The sequence below is a fragment of the Calothrix sp. 336/3 genome, from assembly GCF_000734895.2.
GTDB lineage: Bacteria > Cyanobacteriota > Cyanobacteriia > Cyanobacteriales > Nostocaceae > 336-3.
Genome location: NZ_CP011382.1, coordinates 4606105 through 4632896, shown reverse-complemented (window position 1 = coordinate 4632896; position 26792 = coordinate 4606105). Strand labels below are relative to the sequence as shown.

27 protein-coding genes and 2 tRNA genes are annotated in these 26792 nt (G+C 40.7%); 15 read left to right on the top strand and 14 right to left on the bottom strand.

Going from position 1 to position 26792, the window contains the following annotated elements:
• Positions 1–6: 6 nt before the first annotated feature.
• Complete coding sequence (gene pheA, locus IJ00_RS19225; RefSeq protein ID WP_035155658.1) at positions 7–918, bottom strand: prephenate dehydratase; 912 nt, start codon at positions 916–918, stop codon at positions 7–9.
• Positions 919–1455: 537 nt separating this feature from the next.
• Here pheA and IJ00_RS19220 point away from each other — a divergent pair.
• Positions 1456–2046, top strand: coding sequence for a DUF1997 domain-containing protein (locus IJ00_RS19220; RefSeq protein ID WP_035155656.1), 591 nt, complete (start codon positions 1456–1458; stop codon positions 2044–2046).
• 503 nt (positions 2047–2549) lie between these two features.
• On the opposite strand, the gene IJ00_RS19215 is transcribed toward IJ00_RS19220, so the two are convergent.
• From IJ00_RS19215 to IJ00_RS29990, 5 genes are all read right to left on the bottom strand, one after another.
• Entirely contained in the window at positions 2550–3191 is a 642-nt protein-coding gene (locus IJ00_RS19215; protein WP_035155654.1) for a ribonuclease HII, read from the bottom strand.
• Positions 3192–3221: 30 nt separating this feature from the next.
• On the bottom strand, positions 3222–5288 hold the full coding sequence (locus IJ00_RS19210) for an Rne/Rng family ribonuclease (RefSeq protein WP_035155652.1): 2067 nt from the start codon (positions 5286–5288) through the stop codon (positions 3222–3224).
• Between the two features lie 562 nt (positions 5289–5850).
• Complete coding sequence (locus tag IJ00_RS19205) at positions 5851–8484, bottom strand: TIGR03960 family B12-binding radical SAM protein (protein WP_035155649.1); 2634 nt, start codon at positions 8482–8484, stop codon at positions 5851–5853.
• A gap of 400 nt (positions 8485–8884) precedes the next feature.
• Complete coding sequence (locus IJ00_RS19200) at positions 8885–9208, bottom strand: STAS domain-containing protein (protein WP_035155647.1); 324 nt, start codon at positions 9206–9208, stop codon at positions 8885–8887.
• 9 nt (positions 9209–9217) lie between these two features.
• The gene (locus IJ00_RS29990; protein WP_256388817.1) at positions 9218–9352 is read right to left on the bottom strand and encodes a hypothetical protein; all 135 of its coding nucleotides are present in this window, start codon (positions 9350–9352) and stop codon (positions 9218–9220) included.
• Between the two features lie 304 nt (positions 9353–9656).
• On the opposite strand from IJ00_RS29990, the gene IJ00_RS19195 reads away from it, so the two are divergent.
• Entirely contained in the window at positions 9657–9857 is a 201-nt protein-coding gene (locus IJ00_RS19195; protein WP_035155644.1) for a hypothetical protein, read from the top strand.
• A gap of 310 nt (positions 9858–10167) precedes the next feature.
• On the opposite strand, the gene IJ00_RS19190 is transcribed toward IJ00_RS19195, so the two are convergent.
• The gene (locus tag IJ00_RS19190; protein WP_035155641.1) at positions 10168–10521 is read right to left on the bottom strand and encodes a hypothetical protein; all 354 of its coding nucleotides are present in this window, start codon (positions 10519–10521) and stop codon (positions 10168–10170) included.
• 491 nt (positions 10522–11012) lie between these two features.
• Between IJ00_RS19190 and clpS the strand changes: the two genes are divergently transcribed.
• Both clpS and IJ00_RS19180 read left to right on the top strand, forming a co-directional pair.
• On the top strand, positions 11013–11294 hold the full coding sequence (gene clpS / locus IJ00_RS19185) for an ATP-dependent Clp protease adapter ClpS (RefSeq protein ID WP_035155638.1): 282 nt from the start codon (positions 11013–11015) through the stop codon (positions 11292–11294).
• Between the two features lie 89 nt (positions 11295–11383).
• The gene (locus tag IJ00_RS19180) at positions 11384–12262 is read left to right on the top strand and encodes a CPBP family intramembrane glutamic endopeptidase (RefSeq protein ID WP_035155635.1); all 879 of its coding nucleotides are present in this window, start codon (positions 11384–11386) and stop codon (positions 12260–12262) included.
• Positions 12263–12280: 18 nt separating this feature from the next.
• On the opposite strand, the gene IJ00_RS19175 is transcribed toward IJ00_RS19180, so the two are convergent.
• A complete protein-coding gene (locus IJ00_RS19175) occupies positions 12281–12946 on the bottom strand; it encodes a riboflavin synthase (protein WP_035155633.1) in 666 nt (221 codons plus the stop codon).
• Between the two features lie 341 nt (positions 12947–13287).
• Here IJ00_RS19175 and IJ00_RS19170 point away from each other — a divergent pair, with 341 nt between their 5' ends.
• From IJ00_RS19170 to IJ00_RS19145, 6 genes are all read left to right on the top strand, one after another.
• Positions 13288–13788 carry a bifunctional nuclease family protein gene (locus IJ00_RS19170; protein WP_035155631.1) on the top strand — a complete coding sequence of 167 codons (501 nt, stop codon included), beginning with the start codon at positions 13288–13290 and terminating at the stop codon, positions 13786–13788.
• A 184-nt stretch (positions 13789–13972) separates the two neighbouring features.
• A complete protein-coding gene (locus IJ00_RS19165; RefSeq protein WP_035155629.1) occupies positions 13973–15103 on the top strand; it encodes an aldo/keto reductase in 1131 nt (376 codons plus the stop codon).
• 184 nt (positions 15104–15287) lie between these two features.
• Entirely contained in the window at positions 15288–15923 is a 636-nt protein-coding gene (locus IJ00_RS19160; protein ID WP_035155628.1) for a bifunctional 4-hydroxy-2-oxoglutarate aldolase/2-dehydro-3-deoxy-phosphogluconate aldolase, read from the top strand.
• A 471-nt stretch (positions 15924–16394) separates the two neighbouring features.
• The gene (locus tag IJ00_RS19155; RefSeq protein ID WP_035155626.1) at positions 16395–16625 is read left to right on the top strand and encodes a hypothetical protein; all 231 of its coding nucleotides are present in this window, start codon (positions 16395–16397) and stop codon (positions 16623–16625) included.
• A gap of 297 nt (positions 16626–16922) precedes the next feature.
• Complete coding sequence (locus IJ00_RS19150; protein WP_035155624.1) at positions 16923–17408, top strand: hypothetical protein; 486 nt, start codon at positions 16923–16925, stop codon at positions 17406–17408.
• A 350-nt stretch (positions 17409–17758) separates the two neighbouring features.
• Positions 17759–18406 (top strand): DUF3318 domain-containing protein, encoded by a 648-nt coding sequence (locus IJ00_RS19145; protein ID WP_035155621.1) that lies wholly within the window; start codon positions 17759–17761, stop codon positions 18404–18406.
• A gap of 107 nt (positions 18407–18513) precedes the next feature.
• Here IJ00_RS19145 and mdh read toward each other — a convergent pair whose 3' ends face one another.
• The 3 genes from mdh to IJ00_RS19130 all read right to left on the bottom strand — a co-directional run bounded on the left by mdh (position 18514) and on the right by IJ00_RS19130 (position 20338).
• Positions 18514–19503: a malate dehydrogenase gene (mdh, locus tag IJ00_RS19140; protein ID WP_035155618.1), complete on the bottom strand. Its 990-nt coding sequence runs from the start codon at positions 19501–19503 to the stop codon at positions 18514–18516.
• A 97-nt stretch (positions 19504–19600) separates the two neighbouring features.
• On the bottom strand, positions 19601–19816 hold the full coding sequence (locus IJ00_RS19135; protein WP_035155615.1) for an NAD(P)H-quinone oxidoreductase subunit O: 216 nt from the start codon (positions 19814–19816) through the stop codon (positions 19601–19603).
• 309 nt (positions 19817–20125) lie between these two features.
• Positions 20126–20338 carry a hypothetical protein gene (locus tag IJ00_RS19130; protein ID WP_035155612.1) on the bottom strand — a complete coding sequence of 71 codons (213 nt, stop codon included), beginning with the start codon at positions 20336–20338 and terminating at the stop codon, positions 20126–20128.
• A gap of 208 nt (positions 20339–20546) precedes the next feature.
• Between IJ00_RS19130 and IJ00_RS19125 the strand changes: the two genes are divergently transcribed.
• Together IJ00_RS19125 and IJ00_RS19120 are read left to right on the top strand one after the other, a co-directional pair.
• Complete coding sequence (locus IJ00_RS19125; RefSeq protein ID WP_035155609.1) at positions 20547–20804, top strand: hypothetical protein; 258 nt, start codon at positions 20547–20549, stop codon at positions 20802–20804.
• 98 nt (positions 20805–20902) lie between these two features.
• Positions 20903–21214 (top strand): DUF3181 family protein, encoded by a 312-nt coding sequence (locus IJ00_RS19120; RefSeq protein WP_035155607.1) that lies wholly within the window; start codon positions 20903–20905, stop codon positions 21212–21214.
• Positions 21215–21273: 59 nt separating this feature from the next.
• On the opposite strand, the gene IJ00_RS19115 is transcribed toward IJ00_RS19120, so the two are convergent.
• The 3 genes from IJ00_RS19115 to IJ00_RS19105 all read right to left on the bottom strand — a co-directional run bounded on the left by IJ00_RS19115 (position 21274) and on the right by IJ00_RS19105 (position 24793).
• Positions 21274–21735, bottom strand: coding sequence for an ABA4-like family protein (locus IJ00_RS19115; RefSeq protein WP_035155604.1), 462 nt, complete (start codon positions 21733–21735; stop codon positions 21274–21276).
• A 29-nt stretch (positions 21736–21764) separates the two neighbouring features.
• A complete protein-coding gene (locus tag IJ00_RS19110) occupies positions 21765–22679 on the bottom strand; it encodes a polysaccharide deacetylase family protein (RefSeq protein WP_035155601.1) in 915 nt (304 codons plus the stop codon).
• A gap of 833 nt (positions 22680–23512) precedes the next feature.
• Positions 23513–24793 carry a mannosyltransferase family protein gene (locus IJ00_RS19105; protein ID WP_035159330.1) on the bottom strand — a complete coding sequence of 427 codons (1281 nt, stop codon included), beginning with the start codon at positions 24791–24793 and terminating at the stop codon, positions 23513–23515.
• A gap of 417 nt (positions 24794–25210) precedes the next feature.
• On the opposite strand from IJ00_RS19105, the gene IJ00_RS19100 reads away from it, so the two are divergent.
• The 3 genes from IJ00_RS19100 (at position 25211) to leuB (ending at position 26731) form a co-directional block, all read left to right on the top strand.
• Positions 25211–25291, top strand: a tRNA-Tyr gene (locus tag IJ00_RS19100).
• 65 nt (positions 25292–25356) lie between these two features.
• Positions 25357–25428 (top strand) — tRNA-Thr (locus IJ00_RS19095).
• Between the two features lie 217 nt (positions 25429–25645).
• Positions 25646–26731, top strand: a complete 1086-nt coding sequence (gene leuB / locus IJ00_RS19090) for a 3-isopropylmalate dehydrogenase (protein WP_035155598.1) — start codon at positions 25646–25648, stop codon at positions 26729–26731.
• Positions 26732–26792: the final 61 nt, after the last annotated feature.

Genomic DNA, 26792 nt, shown 5'->3' with positions numbered 1-26792 from the left:
CACTTATTACTTAACCATTGCTGGCGGGTTAATTTCTAAAACTTGATAACAACCAAAAATTTTTAAAACCTCTGTGTAACCCTGTAATTCGCGTAAAGCTGACTGCATGGGTAACCTATTCTCATCTGCTTCTAAGTCAACAAAAAACAGATACTCACCTAGTGATCGCTTAGTGGGACGAGATTCAATACGACTGAGATTAATATTCAGATGGGCAAATACTTGCAATGGTTTTACTAAAGCTCCTGGTACATTTGCTGGTACAGTAAAAGCCAAAGACGTATAACGGCTAGAGTTATCAATTATAGGTTGGGCAATGTTTCGGTAAGAACTCCCCTCGGCGATCGCTAAATTACCTTGACTAACAACCCAAAAACGAGTGCAATTTTCTGGGTAATCATTGATACCATAAGCTAATATTGGTAAATCGTATAACTGTGCCCCACGTTGGGGAGAGATGCTGGCAGCAGTAATATCTTCTCTCAATCCTATCAAGGCTTCTGTCGTTGAGTTTATGGGGATTAATTGGACATTAGGTAAAAATTGTTCTAGCCATTTTTGACATTGTGCCAAACCTTGGGGATGGGAATATACAGTTTTAATCTCTTGTATACTACTAGCACAAGACACAAGTGTATGGACTATTGGCATAATCAATGCCAACTGAATGTGTAAACTATCTAGTTGCCACATAGCATCTAGAGTCATTGTCACACCACCCTCAATAGAATTTTCCACTGGTACAACAGCTAAGTTGACTTGATTTTCTGCAACTGCACGTAGCGACTGAGCAATACTGGGATAGGGACATAATAGGGTTTTTTGCTTGCTGTTAGATGCTAGCAACTCAGCATAGAGAATTGCTGCTTGCTCTGAATAGGTTCCAGGAGGTCCCAAATGTGCAATAGATAGAGTCATGTTTATAGTCTTGATTCAGATTTTAATTTCTGCTCATCGGAATGATAGAGTATTTAGTGTAGAATATCTACAAAATATATTTTTAGTACAAATTCATATCCAGATTTTATAATTATTTTTCTGTCTAGAATTTTCCTCGCAAGTTGTTAGGAATCAATTTAATATGTGAATCTGTTTATTCATCCTAGCTCTGATATTACCCCAAATAGATAAGTAATTTAATTTTCCTAATTGAAGTTGTTTGATTACTAGATAGTAGTTTGAACTTAGGTTTGAGAGTATATTTATTCAATCTGATTTTGCGTATAATTTTAAACTTGCCTAAAACGATTAATTAATGGCTGTTACGTAAAAAAGGTTTTAACTCTGGTTCGTCTAGGTCTTGTATTTATATCCCACAGAAGGTAGCTGTAAATATCATCTCAACTCAATTTATCTATATAATAAGAATTATAATTTGTGTACATATTTATCTTCAATAAAAATGAGATGATAAAGACAATCAGAAAATTATAAAACAATTATTTTGGTTTACCTATGCTCACTCAGTTTATCGCTTCGCAATCAGTAGAAATTACTGTTCCTCGCTATCCAATACCAATTCAGCACTATTTACGTCAACCTCAGCGTCTGGTACATTCCTTAGTTGATTCGACGAGAATTCAGCAACTTTCAGATGAAATATTTCGCTTAAAAATGCGCCCTCTCAATTTTTTGTCTTTAACTATTCAACCAACTGTAGATATGAGAGTTTGGGCAGCAAACAATAGTACTATTTATTTGCGATCGCTAGCTTGTGAAATTCTCGGTATCGAGTATATTAACCAACGATTTGATTTGAATTTAAAGGGGTATCTATCACCCTATGAAACAGGTCAGGAAACTCGTCTGAAAGGTCAAGCAGACTTGCAAGTACAAGTAGATTTACCTCCTCCATTTTCCTTAACACCGAAGCCAATTATTGAAACTGCTGGCAATGGTTTACTGAAAAGTGTCCTACTGACAATCAAGCAAAGATTATTACATCAGCTACTGAATGATTATCGCTTCTGGGTGAATAGTCAAATACAAGAAAATTCCCTATCCTCAGATAAGCATGACTTAAATATACTTAACCCAGAAGTCTAATCTAGCTGATAGCGAGTTGCGTTCTGTCACGGTAATTTCAGGATAATGGCATTACTTTCCTTCTCTGCGAGACGCTAACAGTTTATGTAGTATGGCGAAGCCAAGGGTCACAATGACAGTATCAAGACTATTTGTTTTTGACAGCAACTGAGTGTGAGAAGAAATGTCTAACAGGAGAAGGAAAGACTTAGAGCTTTTATAGCTTTCACTTGTTGTAACAATGCATAAGTAAGTCGGTGAGAATAAACCTAACTATGTAACAGATGGTAAAATCGGCATAACCCTTGGGATTGCTTCATTTCACTTCGTTTCATTCGCAATGACATAGCGTGAATTATTTAAACCGTTCTACTTAAGTTTTTATAGAGAATTTGCATATGATACGTAAGGAAGATGTTACTTTTAACAGGTTTTTTACAAACACATCATATGCAAATTGCAAGATTATTGAACTTACCAAACGATAGACATAGATTGAAAACTGTTCAAGTGGACAGATACTATTAAACCTCAACAGAATAATTTATCTGGCAGGGATGAAAGGACTTGCGGTGCAGGGGTGATACTCCACAGGTTTGCAATGCTAAAAGATGCTTAGGACTACCATAACCTTTATTGCTTTGTAAATCGTACATAGGATACTTGCGGGCAAGACGTATGATCAAGTCGTCTCGCCAGACTTTAGCAACAATACTAGCAGCAGCAATAGAGAGCGATCGCTCTTCTCCTTTGACAAGAGTTTGCTGCGGCAACAGCAAATTTTTAATTTCCTGGTTGCCATCAACTAAGCACAACTGAGGTTGCATTTTTAACTTCAATACAGCCCGTTTCATTGCTAGCAAGGTTGCCTGCAAGATATTTATCTGATCAATTTCTGCTGTCGAAGCAAAACCGATTTTCCAATCAACGGCAGCTGTACATATTTTGGCTGCTAAGTTGATTCTGCGATTGATTGACAGCTTTTTACTATCTTTAATACCAGCTGCTATCAGTTCCGGCAAAGCATCATAGGGAAGTATGACAGCTGCTGCGACAACTGGACCAAACAATGCACCTCGTCCAACTTCATCAATACCTGCCACATATCCCGAAAAATCTTCAGATAATTCTATCCAGTTCCCTGGGTTCTGTCCTTTGACTGTCATGAAAGAATATTCCTAGGACATGCTGACATCTCAATCATCTGTCTCATCTGTTGTGACTGCGGAAGAACGACGACGGACACGACGTCTAACAGTGTTACTCTCTGTTTCTTCAGTGGTGTTGACTATGACTGGAGATGGCTCCTGAACTGGAGTCTCTTCCTTGACTTCGACAATAACAGGTTCTGGTTCTGGGGTGGTGATAGTTGATTTACGAATGACTATGGGTTGACTGACAACAGGAGTGGGTGTCTCAACTTCAGGAGCAGGGGAATGAACTTGACCAGGTTGAACTATATTAATGATGACTGATTTCTCATTTTTAAATTCCCGCTCTATTTTTTTCAGGGGAGATACACCCATAAGAGCGTAAACATCTTGTTCATCAGTCGTCATCTCAACTGAGACAATTTCTGGTGGTTCTACTACTGGTTTAATTAAATCAGCTCGCGAACTTTTAGCGCGATCGCCTCTTTCACCCCAACCAACTTTACCTAAGGTGGGTGTGGGAATATCAACTCCAGGTAAATCAGTCTCTACGTCTAAGTCTATATCTGGATCATGGGGTAGTCCCAAGGGAGTAATTACTCGTGGTTCATCTTTGCCATTACCACCAGTTATTCCTATACGACTACGACGGGTACGGCGTTTTCTGGCATCTCCAATTTCTTGGTAACTGGGATGATTGACCAAATTTAAGGGTGTAACTTCTAAATCATTGTCATAACTTTCGCCAAATCCTTCATAGGTTTCCCGTGGTTCTGCTAGACGAGTTACAGGTAATCTGGGTTCTCGTTCTCGCTGGGGTAAGGGGGCAAAACGTTCTGGTGGAGCTTCTGAAGGAGTAGGGATTTTTGTCTCGGATTCTCCTGGTAGACGCACTATATGACCTAAACCACCGCAGGTAGTACAAGTTTGACCAAATAGTTCGTAAATATTTTGACCTTGGCGTTTACGTGTTAGCTCTACTAAACCTAACTCGGTAAGCTGGGCTATCTGGGGACGAGCTTTGTCTGCTCTCAGGGCTTTGTTAAAATGTTCTAGGACGTGGAGCTGGTCACGTCTAGCTTCCATATCAATAAAATCAACAACTATGACCCCGGCAATATTCCGCAGACGCAGTTGACGAGCAATTTCTGTCGCAGCTTCGCAGTTTGTCCAGAGGACTGTTTCTCTGGCAGTGGCAGAACGGGTAAAGGAACCAGAGTTGACATCAATTACTGTTAAGGCTTCTGTGGGTTGGATGATAATATAACCACCAGAGGGCAGGTCTACCCTGGGTTTGAGAGCTTCTCTAATCGCAGCATTGATACGGAAATATTCTAGAATCGGTGAGCGATCGCGGTGATGATCGATGAGTAATCCTTGCGGTGTCTGTCCCCCACTCCAGTTTTGCAGGTACTGTTTTACCCGTTTTAAGCCTGTACTGGAATCAACAACGATACGGTTGACATCTGCACCGTACATATCTCGCAATACGCGCTGAATAAAGTCATCGTCACGATTCAGCAGAGCTGGCGCTCTTGTGGACTGGGCTTCCTGTTGAATCAATTCCCATTGCTTTTGCAATGATTCCAAATCTTCGATAATTGCTTCTTCGGGCTTGCCTTCTGCTTCTGTACGTACTAATAAACCCATACCGGCAGGTTTAATTAATATCGCTAAGGCTCGTAAACGGTTGCGTTCATTTTCATTCCGAATCCGGCGAGAAAGATTCACACCCCGCCCATAGGGCATAAGAACTACATATCGTCCTGGTAAAGTAATATTCCCTGTGAGTCTCGGTCCCTTTGTCCCAGTTGGCTCCTTCATCACTTGTACTAGGACTTTTTGCTGGGGTGTCAGCAATTCGGTGATGGCTGCGGAGGTGCGGCGTAGACGTAAAGGTCCTAAATCTGTGACATGAATAAAACCATTTCGCTCTGGGTCTCCTATATTGACAAAAGCTGCATCTATCCCAGGGAGGACATTTTCTACTACTCCTAGATAAATATCACCTATTTGGTGATGTCCTGTAGCAACTACTAGTTCTTGTATCTGATCTTCAGAATAAACCGCAGCGATTTGATGCTGCTCGGCGATAATAATTTGTTTTGGCATTCAATTTCCTCAAAAATTGGCAGCAAGCACTGAAAGGATAGGGGGTTTTTATTCCTTTCACCCTCATCCACCCCAACAGGTACTGCTGGTAATAAAAACTGCGATTCTAAGCTCAATCCAAAAGAGCTAGCGACGCTGGGATAGCGTTGATACGCCTGACTATTCCAGAACGGCTGCATATTATTTAAGCAATTAAATCACCCGTCCATGGCAATTTGTGACACGATACCCGACCATTTGATGGTCACGACATCCAAAATTTGTGTTAAAAACCATAGATTTCAGAGAAGCTGACGAAGTCTGTGATTGATTTCTGATTCACATATTAGCTACTCTCAGAGTGTTATTTAACCTGCCTCTGTTTGTCTGGGATAAAATCCTAGAAATCGCACTCTAAATTTTTTTGCCTTCCTGCCTATACAACAGGTTGGTGAATCAGAACATTCAATGCAGCGCCAGAAAATTTCTCTTCATCCTATTCTAACGCAACCTTGTCAAAAATCAATTCCTGATAGATAAGAGATTCTAGGACATCCGTTAATGTTGGTGTCCCTGTCGAAGGTTAAGTCCGTAAAACCAAATGGTTACGGTGAATGTGCAGTAGTTGGAATTCTGCACCACTTACTTGCTCTAGCATATGCAGAATTTGCTCTGGGCGCAAGAGTGTACCATCATTTCGACAACTACCTGCATAACGGAGAGTGACTGCGGATGCTACTAGATGGGAATTAGTATCAATAATCGCTAATTCTGCTAGGCGATCGCGCAGATTTACTAGCTGGGTTTTTCCAGATTTACTGGTTTGCTCCTGCCAAAATTCTGTTTGAGCCAGAATAGTAGCAATCCAATCTTGCCATTGTCTTGGTGATGCTGCTGGTGTAGTGGCAACGGTGAGCAAGTACTCGGCTGTTTCTAAAGCCTGTGTTGCCGCAGGTGCCTTCAAATCTAACTCTTGGACGGCATAAATAGGTATATCTGGAGGTAGAACTTGTTGGATTTTCTGATGAAATTCAGTGATGTCAACTTTTTGGGTTAACTCTAAATCGACAATTTCACCACTACTAGTTGCTCCTAATGGTAGAGCATTCGCAATGGAAATCCGGGGTGAGGGATGAAATCCGCCAGTAAAAGCAATGGGGATATTCCCACGACGGATGACTCGGTCAAATAGTCGCATTAAGTCTAGATGACTAACTAATGCCATATTACCTTGCTTGCCGAACCAGATGCGTAGGCGCTGATTCTTAGTTGTGTTAGGGATAAATTCCCCGGCAAATTTGGGAATTTCTGGGGGTGGGATGACGATGTTGTGACCAAAATCAGTACCGCACACACCGCAATGGGAACAACCTTCAAAGGAACAATCGGGGACAGTTGCCGCAGCTAAAGCTTTTTGTAAATCTTCTTGCAGCCATTGTTTTGTAATACCTGTGTCGATATGGTCCCAAGGTAGGGGTTTGTCAAAGGCAGAGTGGGAAGGGGAAAATGAAGTCAAATTATTTGCTTCTATATTTTCCTGGTTTTCTCCATCAAAGACATTCCACTCACCGTTTTGGACTTGGCGGTATTTCCAGGTTAATCCAGCTTCTGCGATCGCGGCTTCCCAAGCAGCAAAAGCTTTGTCTAATCCATCATACCAAGAGTCCATACCTGCGCCTAGCTCCCATGCCCGTTTTAGTACGGGAGCAAGGGTGCGATCGCCCCTACCGATAAAATCTTCCATAGCGGAGATGCGCACATCGGTAAAGTTTATCTTCACATTTCTCATCCGGCGAAATTCTTGCCGTAGGAGTTGCTGTTTGCGTGTAAATTCTGCTGTGGAAACAGAGTGCCACTGAAAAGGTGTGTGGGGCTTGGGTGTAAAATTAGAGACTGTGATATTAAAAGCTAGAGGTCTTCTGCCTTGTCCCCGGCATTCCCTCTGTAACCAGTTGACTGTCTCTGCTATCCCTAACACATCAATATCAGTTTCTCCTGGCAAACCAATCATGAAGTAGAGCTTGATTTTATCCCATCCTTGTTCCCAGGCAGTTTTGACTCCCCGCAACAATTCTTCATTCGTCAAGCCTTTATTCACAATATCTCGCATCCGTTGCGTGCCCGCTTCTGGGGCAAAAGTTAGTCCTCCCTGTCGCGTACCTCCAAGAATATTGGCAATATTTTCATCAAATCTATCAACTCTTTGACTAGGTAGGGAAAGGGAAATATTTTCGTTTTGTAAACGATTTTTGATTTCCATGCCTACAGCCGGTAGTGCCAAGTAATCAGAGCAACTCAAGGACAACAAAGAAAATTCATTAAAACCTGTTGTCCGCATTCCCTTTTCAATAGCATCGACAACCTTTTCTGGTTCTACATCCCTTGCTGGTCGAGTCAACATTCCTGGTTGGCAGAAACGGCATCCGCGAGTACAACCGCGCCGAATTTCAATGGTTAAACGGTCATGTACTGTTTGCACGTAGGGGACTAAACCGACGGAATAGGCAGGGATGGGAGTAGCCACTCGTCTGAGTATGCGCTGGGGTACACCCTGACGCTGGGGACGAACAGAACCATTCTCTGCCATGGTGTAAAAGCGAGGTACATATACACCTGGAACCTGTGCTAAGTCCAGAAGTAGTTCTTCCCGGCTCAATCCTGCGGTTTTGCCTTCTTCGATGACTAAACCAATTTCTGGGAGTAGTTCTTCACCATCACCCAGGGCAATAAAATCAAAGTAGTCACTGTAGGGTTCAGGGTTAGAAGTGGCGGTTTGCCCACCGGCAAAAATCAAAGGATAATTACCGTTGTCTCGTTCGCGCCAAGTTAGAGGGATTTGAGCCAAGTCCAACATTTCGAGAATGTTGGTTGCACCGAGTTCGTAGCTGAGGCTGAATCCTAGGATATCAAATTCTTGCAGCGTTCGCCGGGACTCCACAGCAAATAGAGATGTGTTTGTCTCTCTGAGCTTTGTGGCTAAATCTTGTCCTGGTAAATAGGCGCGATCGCATAACTGGCGAGGTTGAGCATTGAGAATATTGTAGAGGATAATATGCCCTAAATTAGATGCTCCAACTTCATATATCTCTGGATAGGTTAATACCCAACGGACAATTGCTCCATCCCAGGACTTGTGTACCGCTAGCAGTTCATTCCCTAGGTAGCGAGCAGGCTTTAAAATATCCGATGTAATTAATTTTTCTACTGCAACAGTCACTGCGCTATCTTCTAGCTACTTAATAAATTACAGCTATATTACCTCCAACATTACCATTGATTCCGTGTAATTCAAGAGAAGATAGCAGTGGTTTAATGATTATTTAATTGATTTATATTCTCAAAAATTGCCCAATTCGACTGATTTAGCAAATATATTCCCAATATTGGCAGAAATTGGAGTTTTGGTTTGGGTGACTCCAATTTCATTTCCTGGGTGATGAACAAGACGGGGACAAATGTCAAGGACTCTTGATATTTTTATCAGTACTAGAAGTGTATAAAAGTGTATAAAGTAGCTGCCTGTGATTGGATAACATAGCGTGACCGCAGCTAGGCAGTTATAGGCGTAGCTTATTGGTTCTGACGTACCCTAGTTCTTAGAAATAAGAACGCTTAACCTAAGCAACAAGGATATCCCCTTCTGAAATTTCAAACACCGATTCTAACTGTGTGACTTCAAAAATCATCCGAATGGCTGGAGACACAGAACAGAGACGAAAATGACTACCGACGCTCTGGGCGAGTTTTAATCCTGAGATGAGAGCCATTAATCCTGTACTGTCGAGCAATTCCACCAGTCCTAAGTCAATTACCAAGACTGAAACTTTGTGTTGTACGAGTTGTTGAGTTAAATCACGTTCAAATTCTAGAGCGTTAGTGACGTTTAAGCATCCTTGGGGACGAATGACTGAAATTTTGGGATAGTTAACTGTTGTTTGCATAGTGAAAACCTAATTTTTGATTTGTCGAAAATTTCGTTGATAGATGTATTCGACCATAATCTGTTTTTTCTGGCATCGACCATTCGTCAGAAGTCTCTTTGCTAAATCTTTATTGCGATCGCATTCATGTTTAAAGATTGTCATAATCCTATAGGAAAGTGTATGTAAATATACTTTTCCATAGGGACAATCAACGATAAATAAATGGCATGGTAGTTTTCTGGCAACCATTTAGTAACTTACAGTACGAAAAGCTTAATTAATCAGTAAAACTAGGGGTTACATATCTTAGGGATGATATTCTTAATTTTGGATAAACAACCCTCAAAAGTTACTGGATAAATACCAGTAGATGTGATCCAGATCACCGACCTAGCTGTATCGAGATCACGCTTCATGCTCACCTCCACCTTGGATAATTAATAGAAAATAAGTTGGTAGCTTTTTTATGAAGTCTAAGTACGCAATTCGTCAGCTAGTTGCCAAAGCGCTAGATATCAAGAAATTAACTCCTGAGATAGAAAATGAAATTAACACTGAATTGACCCAAATGGGTTATATTTCAGACGTTGATTACGAAGCATTAGAACTACTGATGGCAGAAATGGATGCTGGAAGAGTTAAGCTAGTTCCCAGCTTGGGGCTATAGGTCAATTCACCAAATATGGCAAAATATTTCAGTATGTCCCCGCTTCTGTGAATCGCATTCATATCTAACGAGGCTGACTAAATCACTACCATTAAGTCTTTACAAGAATTCCACCCAGGATTTCGGATAGTCTTGCAATAAAGTGGCAACTGAGACTCAAAAACTCTCTATATAATTTGGAGAACTCCCAAAAAAAGTGTTGAGCAATAACCTGAACTGGAGATACTCCATTCTAACTGCTGAGTGAAATAACCACTTTTCTATGAGTTTGTTTTGATACCATAGTATTACTATTGTTGGTGGTGAAAACCTAATTCTTGCTGAGATGATTTGCCTGCCAAATTTCCTGAATGAATTGATGTAGCTCTTGTTTGGCAAAGTTTTTTAATTCTGGTTTTGTTTCTTTAATCAGAATTTTTGTGAGAGAATCAATTACTTCTGTATCCAGAGCAGGTTGAAAAGAATTTAAAGCCCAAAGTAAATCTGGCGTTTCTCTTAAATCTATGACACGGGGAGATTCCTGGGTAAAGTCAAGCAAAAATAAAGGACGAACCCAGCACATCTGACGGGGAGTCACAAGTTGAATCACCTCTGTATAGAGTTTCTTTTCAAGATGTTCTAAATAAACTATCTGTCCTGGATGAAAATGTAAGTTATTTTCCATAGTCTATTGAATAAATGCACTTAAGTAATTCTGTGGAAATAAATCTATCTATATAACAGGATGTAAAATCGTGAAAAGCCTTGTAATTACGGAGTTTAAGGGAATACTTCACTGAACTGCAAAGCCAGATACTGTGCGTTTAGACACTATGGTGAAGCTAACTTGAAAGTAATACCCCCTATTCCCCAAACAGGAAGAACATCAATTTTTTTTATGTGTACTTGCATATGGAATTCATGATGGCTACTTTAATGATTGATTTTTTTGCATTTTCAAAGCTGAGTGGAGTCAGCTATTTTTATATTCCAGGATAAAATTTTGCAACTGTGGAAATTTCAGATTTAGGGTGATTCGGCAAGGAAGCAACCTATAGCAAGAATCTGTTTTATCATTATATTTTGTTGCAAAAATTAAGATACAATAGTTAAATAACTCTTAAAAGTCATTGCAAAAGTTAAACTTTACTGTAGTCAAGAAAAGAGCAAAGAGTCGTGTCAGTTGAAACCCTGTCAAAGAGTTCTACATCTCGCAAGTTAGCCCCCCAATACCGCGTTTTGCTCCATAACGATACCTACAACTCTATGGAGTTTGTTGTTCATACTTTGCTAACGACTGTACCTAGCCTGACTCAACCCCAGGCTGTGAGTATTATGATGGAAGCGCATACAAACGGGTTAGCTTTAGTCATTACTTGTGCCCAAGAACACGCTGAGTTTTATTGTGAGACTCTCAAGAGTCATGGATTGACAAGTACTATTGAACCAGATGAGTAATTTATCGTAGAAAGGAACAGGGAATGAGAAAATCTGTTCCCTATTCCTGTCTTCTTCATTGTGACTCAGGGCTGCTGAGCAAGTCTGGTATGAGAATTAATTTGGCTTATTTACAAAACCGTCCCATCTTTTTACGTGTGGGTGGTTTTATTTTTGTCTTGTTATTAATGTGGTTGCCTGTAGCAGCACCCATATATTTACTGTTATGGTTTCCAGCGATCGCCCCCTTTGTGACGATCAAACTCGACTCTAATACAGTTAGTATCGTGACGATGGTGGTGTTATATGCAGAATTTCTGTTTTTACTGAGGTTGTGGAGTCAACAAATTTACCAGAGGACAGATACTTTTAAATATTATGGTTTAGAGATTTCCCGCCAAAATGTAGTGGAAACGGTACAGGGATTGGCAATAGGGTTAAGTAGTGTACTGATATTATTTGGTTTACAGGGGTTTTTCGGTTGGTTGAGGTGGCAACAATCCCCTATATTTTTCACTCAAATAGCTTTAGAAGGTTTAGCTGTAGGTTTGGGAGTAGGTTTTGCAGAAGAATTATTCTTTCGGGGATGGTTACTAGAAGAGTTACATCATGAATACACCCCATCTACAGCATTATGGGCAGATGCTGTGATTTTTGCCAGCTTACATTTTATTAAACCTTTAGAGGCAATCCTGCAAACCTTACCCCAATTTCCTGCACTTTTACTGTTGGGTTTAACTCAAGTCTGGGGAAAGCGCTGGCGTAGAGGTAGACTTGGCTTACCCATTGGTTTGCATGGGGGTTTAGTTTGGGGATATTACATGATAAATGTCGGGCAACTGACGAAATACACAGGAGTCGTTCCGGATTGGGTGACAGGTATTCATCACAATCCCTTGATGGGGGTGATGGGAGTTGGGTTTATGGGAATTTTGGCTTGGGGGATGAGGTTAAGGGGAAAGGGTAAGGAATTTCTTTCTAGTCAATAGCAGCTGTTGCCTGTTTCCTTACAAATAACCATTTTCTGCAAGGAATGCTAAAGAAATAGAGTCAGAGACTGAACTTTCCGTTGCTTTTCTGGGGTTGAGGAATTTTTCCACGTACTTTCCGAGAATATCACCTTCGAGATTTACCCAACTACCAGGAAGTAGGTGACGTAAATTAGTGTCACTGTAGGTAATGGGAATAACCGCGACTGTAAACTGAGATAGTTCATGGTTGTAGTTAGCAACGGTAAGACTGATGCCATTAATCGCAATACTACCTTTGGGAACAAGATAACGGGCGATCGCCTCTGGTGCAGTAAAAGTCATTTCCCAGGAAGTAGCTGTTTTCTCAGCAGCAACTAACTGCCCAACACCATCAACGTGTCCCATAACAAAATGTCCTCCAACCTTGCCACCAACCCTTAGGGAAGTTTCCAGATTGACATACTTCCCTTCTGGGGAGTCCATTCCCAGGGTAGTACGACGAAGAGTTTCCGGCGAAGCAGTAGCAGTAAAGCCACGGGAAGAAACTTCTTCTACTGTTAAACACACTCCATCCACTGCCACACTATCACCATAGGCGAGATCCAGCATCATTGTTTCTGCTTGAGTCACGCAAGTTATTTGCCAAGAGTCTCCCCCTAGAGGTTTGACGGTTCCTAATGCTTGGATTAATCCTGTAAACACGGCTGTTTTATCTATCTATAATTGTATTTACTGTCAAATGTGCCTGAAAATGCAAAATTTATTTGCATAACAAAGTACGAGGTTTAAGTATATTTTGTGACGTTTTTTCTATCTCAATCTCAACACACCAGTTACCAATGCAAGGCATACTTGAATTGGGAGATTATTGTTGAAGTAAACTAATTGAACCTACTCTGGTATTCACTACAATTTGGGAGTTTAATAGAAGCAATTATAGAAAATAAACTCTTATGTTTAGACTTGTCTCTTTATTTGGCACACAAGAGTATGATTTGTTACATAGTTTTCCCCGCGCTCAAAGGATTGTAGAGGCTTAGCCAATGATTGAAATGAGAGTCGCTGGCATAGCATTAGATGCCATAACCCGCAGCCCTATTGTACTGTTGAAAGATGCTTCTGAACGCCGCGCTTTGCCGATATATATTGGGCAAGAACAGGCGAAAGCCATCATGGGCGCATTAGATATTAATCAGAAGCCACCTCGCCCTTTAACTCATGACTTGATTGTAAATATTCTAGAGGCGTGGAATATGACTCTGGAGCGGGTGATTATTCATTCTTTACAAAAGGATACTTTCTATGCAGCATTAATTCTCAGTCAAGGGGAAATCAAGAAAGAAATTGATGCTCGTCCGAGTGACGCGATCGCCGTTGCTCTGCGTACCAATAGCCCTATCTGGGTGATGGAAGAAGTCATTGCCGATGCATCAATTCCTGTGGATCGGGATGCAGATGAAGCAGAACAGGAAGCTTTCCGGGAATTCGTCTCTAACCTGCGTCCTGAAGATTTAATCAAGCGTTTTGGAAATGAAGACAGCTAAGGAGAAACATCAGAAATAATCTTGATATTCCGACTCCAAGCGTTGTCTGCATTCATACTGATGTCGATTTTTCGCAATTTGAGGCTAATCATGGGAAATTGAGATCAGGAGTTTTGTCACTCCATTGTCAACTCTTCTTCGACTAAAATCTCTATTTTCAAGTTGAAAACCCTAACTCACACAGATGCGATACCGACGTTTTGGTAAAACTAATCTGCACCTCTCAGTATTTTCTCTGGGAACCATGCGTTATCTTGCTGATTCAGAAAATGCATGGCAAACCATAGAAAAGGCTATAGCTCTGGGAATTAACCATATTGAAACTGCACGCGGCTATGGAAAAAGTGAGGAGTATTTAGGCACAGCCTTGAAACGGGGCTTATCCGTACCGCGATCGCAACTACACATCACCAGCAAGATTCCTCCGACTCCAGACGCAGACACCATGAGTCGCTATATTGATGAGTCCCTAGAACGGTTGCAAGTAGATTATCTTGACTGTCTAGGGATTCATGGTTTAAACACTTGGGAGCATTTGGAGTGGGTAAAAGCCCAAAATGGTTGTATGGCAGCAGTACAAAAAGCTGTCGATGATGGCAGAGTTAAATACATTGGTTTTTCGACTCACGCCCCTTTAGAAATTATTCTCCACTCTATAAATACAGATTTTTTTAGTTTCGTCAATCTGCATTATTACTATTTTTTTCAACGCAATGCTCCAGTATTGGAAGTTGCTGCGGCTAAGGATATGGGTATATTTATTATCTCCCCAGCAGATAAAGGCGGAAAACTCTACACACCTCCCCAAAAACTGGCAAACTTGTGTCATCCTTTTTCTCCGTTGGAGTTAAACTATCGTTTTTTACTTGCAGATCAGAGAATTTCTACCCTGAGTGTGGGAGCAGCAAACCCTCAGGAATTAATTATTCCGCTACAGGTTGCAGAGAGAGATAGGGAATTAACGATAGAAGAAATAACCACAATTGAGAGGATAGAAAATTACTATGATCAAGCTTTAAATACAGACAAATGTAGTCAGTGCTATCAATGTTTACCTTGTCCAGAAAATATCAATATTCCGGAAGTTTTAAGGCTAAGAAATTTAGCAGTTGCCTATGATATGAATGATTATGGAGAATATCGTTACGGCATGTTTGAAAATGCTGGACATTGGTTTCCTGGAATGAAGGCAGATAAATGTACAGAATGTGGTGAATGTTTACCAAGGTGTCCAGAAAATTTAAATATTCCGCATTTATTAGCAGATACCCACGAAAGGTTAAAAGGTAAAATTGGTAGACGATTATGGGGATAATGGCAAGCAAGTTGGTGAGGAGAATATGTCAAAATAATCAGGTATAATTCAGTGATGGCAGCCATAAATCAGATAGCTAATTTATGCAATTTGGCTATTAGCTAGGAAAAGAATATCAAAACATTTTTGATTGAGAAAAATAGTAAATATATAATTATTCTCTGGCTATCAAAATATATGAAGAATGGAATTGCATCAAAGTTGGTTAACCTTAGTTAAAAAGTATCGAGCGATCGCCGTGATTCGTGCGCCAGAAATCTCTCTGGGAAAAAAAATGGCTTTAGCGATGGCAGCAGCAGGAATGGATTTAATTGAGATTACCTGGAATAGCGATCGCCCCGCAGAATTAATCAATATCTTACAAGCAGAGTTACCTGACTGTGTGATTGGTGCAGGAACATTGCTCCACAGACAACATCTGCAAGAAGCGATCGCGACGGGAGCTAAGTTCTTATTTACACCTCACCTTGATGTGGAGATGCTAGCAATTGCAAGGCAAGAAAATATACCAATTATCCCAGGGGCACTTACACCTACGGAAATAGTTACAGCTTGGCAATATGGTGCTAGCTGTGTCAAAGTCTTCCCAGTCTCATCCCTTGGTGGTATCAGTTATATCAAAAGCTTGCGAGCACCATTACCGCAAATACCCTTAATTCCTACAGGGGGCGTTACCTTAGACAATGCCCAGGATTTTATCAAAGCTGGTGCTGTTGCAGTCGGTTTAAGTGGAGAGTTGTTTCCCCAGGAGTTAGTGGCTAGCAATAATTGGCAGGCGATCGCCGCACGAGCGCAAAAACTCAGACAAACATTATCTTAACAAAAGTATGCAATTCCGAGATAAATTCCAGTCAGAAAATGGGAATAATCAGTACATGGAAAACAAAGTCTCAGAAATTAATATTTTTTTACAAAAAGATGGTTAAAAGGGATTGTGACAGATTGGATAGTGAAACACCTATTCGGTAAATATTTCACAATTGGTAATAGTAAAATTCATGAAAATTCACTGCAAAATTAGTGATTTTCGGTTGACTTTGACATGAATATACAAGCCCAAACCACCAAATCATCAGCTTTTCCTCGTTATAGCTAAATGTTCATTGTTCATCTGTTTTCCACCTGGGCTGATAACCTTGTATTCACCATGACAGTCATGCAATCTGAATGTTCATCAACTAATACATCAATTTATTAAGTTTTTAATAACACTTATGTCAGGTTGTGGCTTCAGACCGGACGCTTCGACTTAAATTATGTATCCTGAAAACAAGATTAATGTGGAGGTCGGATGACTCCTAATATTATGCGTCAACTGTGGTCTGTAGTAGAAACGACCCAAAGTAAGACACTATTACAGCTAGATGATGCCACCTTAGTACAGTGGCTGGTAAAACAGACTAAAAACCAAGCTGCACTCAATTGCCAAGAAACCGATTTTTTGAGTGATTACGTGCAATCTCGATTATCTCTAATTAGAGATATGGCAATCAGTCAAGAGTCGAAGGTGAACAGTCATTAGTTATCAACACCATCTTTGTGGTGAAACTTGTTTGTGAACGACTGAAAAGTTGATACTCATAACTGTTTAACCTGTGATTGTCGTTGTTTTCAGGCTAGCCTCACTTCAGAACGAGGGTTTGACAGTCAGCAAGGCGATCGCTCAGGTTTGGGATATTTTGGGATAATGCAATGCAATTGGGGATTAGGAACATCTAATCCATCAATTTCATTCATTTTTGCAGATGGCAGTATTATTTTTCTGAATAGCTTGGGAATAATAGGAGTGCGAAAATTTGCTTCTACCCTGACTTAAGCTATGTCCCTACGCAACGAACCTCTAGATTGGCATTTAGGTGAGAGTGAAAAATATCTTCCCATCTACTATCAAAATGAAATAGCTGGCTTCTTTAAACAAGAATATGCCGATGAGATTATCAGGTTTCTCAATGAAGAGGCAAGATTAACTAAAGCTCTGCAAAAAGCTTGCCAAGATTTACTCAAATCCTCCGGTGCTGATGCCCCTCAAGTCAAGGACTTGATGAAGAAATACATTAAGATGAGTGAACCTGCCAAACATGGAACTAGGGCGATCGCTCAACTACTCAAAGAGCGTCAAGTAGAATTAGACCTGGGGAAGCAGGAGTTTAGCAAGTTCTGCGACAGCTTCAAAGTCTCACCCCTCGAATTAGATAGCATCTACGCAGGGGAACCCCTAGACGATAACTTGCTATTACCTCTTTCCAGGATATTAGGTGTCCCTAAAGAGAGATTACAAGAAATTAGAGACAAAAAACGGGAATAATTATGTTGAACTGAATTCGAGCCAGAGGGTTGGTAGATTCTGTCACCCTACCTCGTTGCGTAAAAACGGTGGCAGTTGAAAAGGATCCAGAAAATGCCAGAAGTTGCTTCCGGTTCATGAAAAATTTTAGAGAAAGCGATGGAAGCAAGGAAAAGGATAGAATTTTTCCCTATACACAGGGATATAGGCGAGAATAGACCTAGGGCATAAGGTTAAATTATCTCAATAATGAAAAATAAAACTCAAAAATTTCTACTTATCAATTCCAAATCTCAAATCTCAAATCGAAAATAGCTACAATCCAAAGTGATACTCTCACTTTATACTGATATATTCTAGGGCTGGATTCTATGACATCCTATGTAACCTCCTCTGCCAAAGCGGAAATGAGTGAACTTCGGCGGTTAAAAGGCTTACTGCCACCAGAATTGCAGAGCTGGGTTGTGGTTGAAGGTACGACTGAAGTCAATCCACCCCTGATCCGTAGCGAAGAAATTAGCAAAGACCAAGTAGAAATTCAAATTGACTTGGTGAAATGGGATGATTTGGCGATGGATCAGAGGAACCTGCTGTTTTGGCATGAAGTTGCTCGTATCCAAAACGATACTATTCCCAGAGATGGCTGGGAAATGGCTGCATTGGCAATTGGTTTAGGTGGTGCGGTTGGTGAATTATGGGTACAAGATGGACTACTGCTATTGCTAGCGATGGCGCTGTGTGGCGTTTCTGGTTGGCGCTTATATCAAAAAAATAATGGTGAAAAGCAGTTAAAGGAAATGGTCGAAGCTGACGAGAAGGCGATCGCCCTCGCCCAACGTTTCGGCTATAGTCTACCTAACGCCTATAAAAGTCTGGGTAGTGCTTTAAAAACTCTGGTAGAAAAAGCTCCCAGTAAAAGACAGCGATCGCGCTATGAAGCTCGTCTATCTGCCCTCAAACGTAGTGCTAACAAAGCTAAAGCTAAATCGAAAAACACCGAAGAGTCAGATATGTATTAATTCTCAATATATTTAGGGAGAAGAGAATTTTGATTTTCCCCTCTCCCTAATTCCTCCTCAGTTCTATTTCTACGACTGCTAGGATTTGCTTTCACAACTGTCTCCCGTTAAATATCCCCTCCAATCCCAGCCAAAATAATATCTTTAGCTCGTTGGATAGTACGACGTACAGATTCGGCAGAAGTATGTAAAGCTTGTAATTCAGTTGCTGTTAAGTTTAATTCCAAGATACTCGTGATACCCCCACAACCCAGACGAGTCGGAACACCGATAAAAATATCATTTAACCCGTACTCTCCTTGCAGATAGGCTGCTACTGGCAGAATCCGGGATTGGTTCATCAGAATAGATTCTATCATCAAGCAGGCAGCAGAAGCCGGAGCAAAAAAGGCTCCACCTGTTTGCATAAGTTCCACAATTTCCGCACCTCCGTTACGGGTACGCTGCACCAAACGCTCAATAGTACTGTAATCGAGTAATTCCGTAATCGGGATACCGTTAACCGTTGCATAACGTGACAGAGGAACCATTAAGTCACCATGACTACCAAGCACCATGGCTTTTACATCTGTCGGTACAACCCCTAGTTCCATGGCAATAAAAGCCTCAAATCTAGCAGAGTCAAGCACCCCAGCCATTCCCATAATCCGGTTCTTTTCTATACCAGTCGCCTGCCACGTCAGGTATGTCATCACATCTAGGGGGTTGGTGACAACAAGAAAAATGGCATTGGGAGAATAGGCGATCGCCTGTTTTGCTGCTTCTACAACTATTTTGGCATTCGTCAGAAGCAAGTCATCTCGACTCATTCCCGGACGACGGGGAAACCCCGCAGTGATGATAATTATTTCTGAGTTGGCTGTGTCTGCATAATCATTTGTACCCAAAATGCGGCGATTATGGGATTCGATTCCCCTAGCTTCCATTAAGTCCAAGGCTAGACCTTGGGGCATTCCTGGTACAATGTCTAACAGCACTACGTCTGCTAAATTACTTTCAACAATTCGTTGGGCAAGGGTGCTACCAACCCTACCAGCACCAATAATTGTCACACGGGATGAGTGGCAGATGGATAAAGAGGCAAAGGAATTTACCATAAGTTATTCCTCCTGGTTAAAATGGCGGAATTGGGGATTTAGGCATTTATGTTGATAGTTACACCTAGTCCTAAGTTCCCCAATAGCCAGTCACTTTCTATTGAAATGCTTCGATTTGTTCTAAACGTAACCAAATATTGGGTGTGGGTACTTGGGTAAATTTAACTAAGACATACTCACCCTTAATATCAACAATTTCTCCTGGAGTTTCAAAAAGATAGTTGGGTAAACGGCTATCACTGGCTTTCGCTTCCAGACTATTCTCTAGTTGTTCCCGAACGACGCGCACCATTTCACCTTTTTTGACAGACATAGGTTCCCCTCATGATTGCATAGATTACATTCATACAGGATTGTAGCTTGCGATCGCCGTCGATATATTTCAGGTAACTGACGGGAACAAATTATAAAGACTGTCTTTTGGTTGAGAATTGGGGAAATTATTTGGGGAATGACATCCATAAGAATATCTGATAGATATCATTATATCATTGACAAAGGGAATGCTCAGAAAAAACAGACATTGTGTAATCTATATAAACAATTTACCTAACCAAAGGTACATAAGTTTATCTTGTGCGATGACAATGAACCTTCATCTGTGGCAATAGCTGGAGAATTTTTAGTAGTGATATGAGCTTAAAAGTGCCTGAATATCTTCTGGACTTTCCCAACTTTCTAAAACTTTGAGTAACCAATCGGCATTTTCATTTTTGAGTTCTCTAATTTTTCTGCCGTTCAAGTAAATAACTAGATACACACTGTTATCTTCGTAATCACTCACTGGATAATCATAGGTATAAATCAGAGGCTGTTTTAACTTCTTTTGAGCCACGGAATATCGTTATTTAGACTCCAAAAACAACTGAACAGACAGCGACTATAGAGCATAATCAGTCTTGGCGATCGCTCCTTAGTTAGCTTCCCCAGGAAATAGCCTAGTATTTTCGTGTAGGGAATGTAGATTTTTTGATTCCCTGATGGCATCAACTACTAGTATGATGTGGAAATGTTAAGTTGAATTGTCCCTGCTGAAATCGCCTATGCCTCCCCGTTGGCCTCGTCAACCAGATCGCAATGATCCTGCTTTCCGTAAAATCGACGATCGCATGAATTTTGCCTTCCATGTGGCACTATTCAGTGCTTCTAACTCCGGATTATGGTTTTTCCATAACTTTCTACACATGACTTGGCAATGGTTGCCCTATGTGACTGGTAGCTGGTTTGCTGTCTTACTAGTACATCTGATTTACATTAGCGCGATCGCCAACTACTCAGACAATCCACCAAAATCTACCTAAAGGTATAGTTATTACCCTGGAGTCATCCCTAATTGTCGTAGCAGTTTGACTAACAACTACGCGATAATATCAATTAAAGATTCTTCAAGGTGGTGCTGATGGCTAAAACTAATACTACAGAAATTCTGGAAGCCCTAGCAGCCGAAATTGGCGAAAATATTTATATCGATATCGCTAAATGGCATTTATATCTATCAGATGCCCATTTGCACACAGTGATTGCGGAGAAAGTTTACCCGTTAATTACTAGTAATCAGTCAATTCATGAGAATGACGTGATACAAATCTTAGAATCGATTCCTGTTAAAATTGGCGGCGGCAAAAAAGAATTACCCCTAATCAATCTTCTACCTGTTCAGTGTCAGGTGTCTTTGGTAGATATTTTGGAAAAATACCAAAAGGAAATTTAACAATTCACAGTAAGTTGCGGTAGTGATATTTGATGTTAACACTACCGAATCACTAATCATCACTCAGCGCTACTCAAATCAGGTGTAGTATTCCCAATGGGGTTTAGGAATTTCTGGGAAACCCAATAAGTCAAAATATGAGACATTAAACCTAAAGGTCCAGCAAATAAACATAACGCTAAGGAGTGAATTGTCCAAACTCCTGTTTTCTGACCCTGCAAGTATATATATCGTCCTGCAAATAAATCAAGCACTAGAAAATGTATCCATCCTGTAGCGGCAGCTTTCTCATCAGCAAAGAATTTCGCAATATCTGCTAGCTGGGGATTAGATAAAGCTTGAGCATTCTCTGGTGTCACACTAGTCACAAAGAGATACAAGTAAGCCAAAGCAAGAGGTACAAAGGGTAAATAGGATTCCATTACCCGTTTACTAACTTTCCATTTAGGCAGAAAAATCATTAACGCCCAAAATGGTAATACATAGAGATTCCCAAGATTAAAAATCTGTGTAGCTAACATAATAAATTATTCCAAGCTAGTATCTTAAACTATTTCGGCTTTTTAGTAGCAATTACTTTTTGATTTTTACCTTGCATTTCTAACAATTCGGGAATTGTCACAAACCGATAGCCCTGCTTTTTAAAATTATTAATAATTTGTGGCAAAGCTTTAACTGTATTAGTACGGTTTCCGCCACCATCATGCATTAATACAATACCACCAGGTCTAGCAAATTTCATGACATTGCCAACTAAGCGCGGAACCGCAGGACGGTTATAGTCTATGGAGTCAGAAGACCACATCACAACAGAATACTTCTGATTTTTTGCATAGGCGACTAACCCGTTATGCATCATACCTCCAGGTGGACGAAACAGGGTTGTTTTTACTCCTGTAACTTGATAGATTAAGTCGTTGGTACTATTAATTTCAAAAGCTGCCGCCTGGGGATTCATGTAATGATAAAAATGATTCCAGGTATGATTACCGATAGCGTGACCTTCCGTAACGACTCGCTGGGCAAGCTGGGGATAAAGTTTTAAATTTCTACCAACAACAAAAAAAGTACCTTTTATATTATTTTGTTTGAGAATATCTAAAACTTGAACTGTTGTGTCTTTCCACGGACCATCATCAAAAGTTAACGCAATGATTTTTTGACTCGGACTCAAAGTTGCTTGGTTAATTACGACTCCCTGAAGACTGGGGGGTACTACATAGGATAAACCTTTGGCTTTGGCTTCTTGCTGCCAAGTTTTCAGCATGGATGCTTTTAATTTTTCAATCCGCTGCTGAGTTGCAGTAGTTGCAGCACTCGATTTTATATCTAGATTTTGATTGGTTTGGGAATCCGCATTACGTAAATTAATAGGTAGTACTACACCTAGTCCTAAGGCTCCAGCTAATCCTACCAGTCCCACTAACAATCCCTGCGGCAAAGCAGAAGATTTACCATGTTCCACGTCATAACTCCTTCAAGGGGTATAAAGACAGATACCAAAATACGGTACTGAATACAAAAATATGGTTGTAGATATTATTTAGATTCCCAGCTATGGACTGGACATCCTGAAAGTTTGAATAATGATTACAGAAAATCAGAGAAACTACCTAGGAATAGATAGCACTGCTATCGTAACTTGAGATGTGAGATTTTAGGGAAAATTGATATTTGTTCGGAAGTAAAATTCTTTGACAAGAAAAAACTAAACAAGTTTCCCAAAAAATATCTATTTACAAATATGATATTTCTGTGAATTCAGTCTAAGGTATATGTTGGCAGAAAACCACCGTAGGAAATAGGTAGATAGCTAAACATACTCTTTTTCAATATTTCAGTGTGATAATCGATAACCTTAGTAGATGATTGCTCTGAGAGTAGGGGTAAGCTTTTAGCCCAAGGGAATGGTACTTTTAACCCACCCCAAGGGGAGAAACTTCCAGTCCACCTTTCAGTGATAGACTTCCAGTCCACCTTTCGGTGATCGCCCTAGGTGTTTGTAATAAAATAACGTCTCATTGCTTTTGACAAAGTATATTCTACTGTTGAACATCAAGACAACTTTGAAAAAAAGCTTAAACCTTTTGATTTAGCCCCTATCAATTCAGTTTTCTAGACAGGTCGTGCTTCAGTATTACTGGAATATACCTGGTATATTACCAAGCTAGTGTGTCTATTGCTGTGTCAGCTTGACTGAAAATGCCAAACGACTGTGATTTCTGAGTGACACCACAACAAGAAGTTTCCAACGGATGCGAGGATAAGGATAGAATCTTTCCCGCTCAAATCAGACTGTCAACCAATCCAGATATTCCGAGCAAACAGTACAGCAAGTTTGCCAAGTAAAACAGCAAATGCTCCTAAAAGTAAATATCCCCAACGCAAATGACGTGAGAGAAAAATACCCAAAGCAACAGATAGGGGGATAATCCCATAGGTTAAGCGATTCAGGGAAATGACACTACCTGAGCTAATCAATAAACCCAAGCCACAGATGGCATAGTTGGTTGCAATAGGTGTGAGTTTTTTGTGATATCGCTGAAGTACCACGATGCCTCCACAAAAAGTCACTGCACAGAGGAAATTGTAAGTAAACCAACTATTTGCAAATAAAAGTATACATAGGATTAGAGAATAAAAACCATAGGTAAAAACATTGGTAAATTTAGATTGGCGATAGCGCCATAGGAGATAAATCGTTACCAAACTGGTGAGAAAGATTGAGAGATGCAGCCAATTAAGGAGAGTAAAGTTTTCCCAACTATTTTTACCACAGGCAATTTCCGTAAACATTTTCAACCAACTTTGCCAGTCAAAACCAAAGGAAGGTCGCCATCCTTTTTGAGCTTGGATAAATGCGGTGGGATTACCAAAGCGGATAGTACAGTAAATACTGAAAGCAATTACGCCCAAGGTTGTGCTGACTGCGGCTAAATAAGCAGATGGCGATCGCCTTTGTTGCCAAGCGGTTAATAATAATGCTGGAATCAATGCCAAACCTGTAGGACGGGTAGCAGTGGCGATCGCTCCCCAGAAACCAGTCCAAAGATATTTTCGTTGGTCGAATGTCCAGAGTGCGGCGGTACTAGCCAATAAATACAGACCCTCAGTATAAATAACTGTACCAAAGACAGATAGAGGCGACCAAGCTGTAATAATTACCGTCCATCGTGCCGCCTCCGTACCCTGATTCTCTTCTACCCAGAAGTATAAACAGTATAAAGCAGCTAAAAACGCCAAGTTATTGACTAAAATGCCCGCAAGGGTGAAAGGTACACCCAAAAACATTAAAAACTTGATAGATAGGGGAAATAAAGGGAAAAAAGCAAGATTATGCTGCTTGCCATCATTGACAAACTCGTATCCAGTACTAGCGATCGCTCGATAATGCTCACTATCCCAAGCATCAAATACATCCCAACCAAAAACTGACTCTGACCCAGCAATCGGGAGGTTGGGAGCTAAAGATAGCATGGCAATCCAAATATAGGAGCGACTGATCAACCAAATGGCAGTCGGAAATAAGAAATCTCGCTTGACGAAAAAATCTTCTAGAACAACTTGTATTTTCTCCATAAGCTTAAGTGTTTTCAGCCTCCCAAAATCACACTTAAGCTGACTAAAATCATTTTCTCTACCATAAAACTGCTCAAAATTTCCTCCACCACCCACAAATAATATCAATTCTGAAGCGGAGTGAAAAGAAACAGCGATCGCTAATTGGTCAAAATAGCGCACATATCCAGCTATCAAATCAATTCACAATTAGTAACACTTGCCCCAAGAGAAGCCTAATCAATCGGTATTAGACAAGGTTCTTAGACCTGGATAGGTTTCAGACTAGTCGTGAAATAGTCCAACAGCAAAATCCTTAATTGGCAACAATCAGAGAAAAGGAGTGAGTAATACCTGGAAGACAAAAATAAAAAAAGTTGTATTTACCCCTTGGTTTTCTCTCAAAGCTGTGCTACGATAGTGAAGCGTTAGTGATGCGGGTCGGTGTCCGAGTGGTTAATGGAGACGGACTGTAAATCCGTTGCGAGAGCTACGCTGGTTCGAATCCAGCCCGGCCCATCACCACGCTAAATTAAAAGTTCATAGTTAGTCTTGTTTTCTAACTCTGCATTTTTGTTTTTTTCGCCCGTGTGGCTCAGTGGTAGAGCACACCCTTGGTAAGGGTGAGGTCACGAGTTCAATCCTCGTCACGGGCTTTTTTATTACCTGAATATATCATTATCTAGAGTTAATATTTTCTCGTATTCACACAGATGTAGTCTAAAAGCTACAGTTCGTATATTCTTCAGTACTACATATCCTGGATAAGATTTGCATCACAGGTTATGAGGTCATTTACCATGATTATCTCTGGGGTACCGTTGCTAGGTATGATAATAAATCTGCCGAAAACTTCATTCATTACTAGCGAATATGACCCAGAACTACCGCATAACTTTACTCCCTGGCGATGGCATTGGACCAGAAATTATGGCAGTGGCGGTAGAGGTGCTGAAACTTGTCGGGAAAAAGTTTGATATTCAGTTTGATTTCCAATCAGCATTAATCGGTGGTGCAGCCATTGATGCTACAGGAGAACCTCTACCAGCCGCAACTCTTGATACCTGTCGCAATAGTGATAGTGTTTTACTAGCCGCGATCGGTGGCTATAAATGGGATACCTTGCCTTCCCATCTTCGTCCGGAAGCGGGTTTACTAGGACTAAGAGCGGGATTAGGATTATTTGCCAATCTTCGTCCTGCAAAAATCTTGCCACAATTAGTTGATTCTTCCACCCTCAAGAAAGAAGTTGTCGAAGGTGTGGATATTATGGTTGTCCGCGAACTTACCGGGGGGATTTACTTTGGTAAACCCAGGGGAGTTTTTCAAACGGAAACCGGTGAAAGACGGGGTGTTAACACCATGGTATACACCGAATCAGAAATCGATCGCATTGGTAGGGTAGCCTTTGAAACTGCACGCAAACGCAGTGGCAGACTTTGTTCTGTGGATAAGTCAAATGTTCTGGAAGTATCACAACTGTGGCGCGATCGCATCACCCAACTTGCCACGGAATATCCGGACGTAGAACTAAGCCATTTGTATGTAGATAATGCTGCTATGCAGTTACTACGCGCTCCAAAACAGTTTGATACTATTGTCACAGGCAATTTATTTGGGGATATACTGTCGGATGCAGCGGCGATGCTCACAGGTAGTATTGGGATGTTACCCTCTGCCAGTTTAGGTGTTGCCAATCCTGGAGTCTACGAACCCGTTCATGGTTCTGCTCCAGATATCGCTGGACAAGATAAGGCAAATCCCCTAGCCCAAGTTCTCAGTGCAGCCATGATGCTACGTTATAGCTTAAACCAACCGGCAGCAGCAGATTATATTGAACAAGGGGTGTTGCAAGTTTTACAAAGCAACTTGAGAACTGGGGATATAATGTCTTCGGGTATGACCTTATTAGGCTGTCAAGCCATGGGAGAGGCATTGATAAAATGCCTTGAGACTTGAGATAACTTCATGGAAGAGTTAATAAAAGTGATACACTTTTGACGGCTGTTCCCAAAAGTTT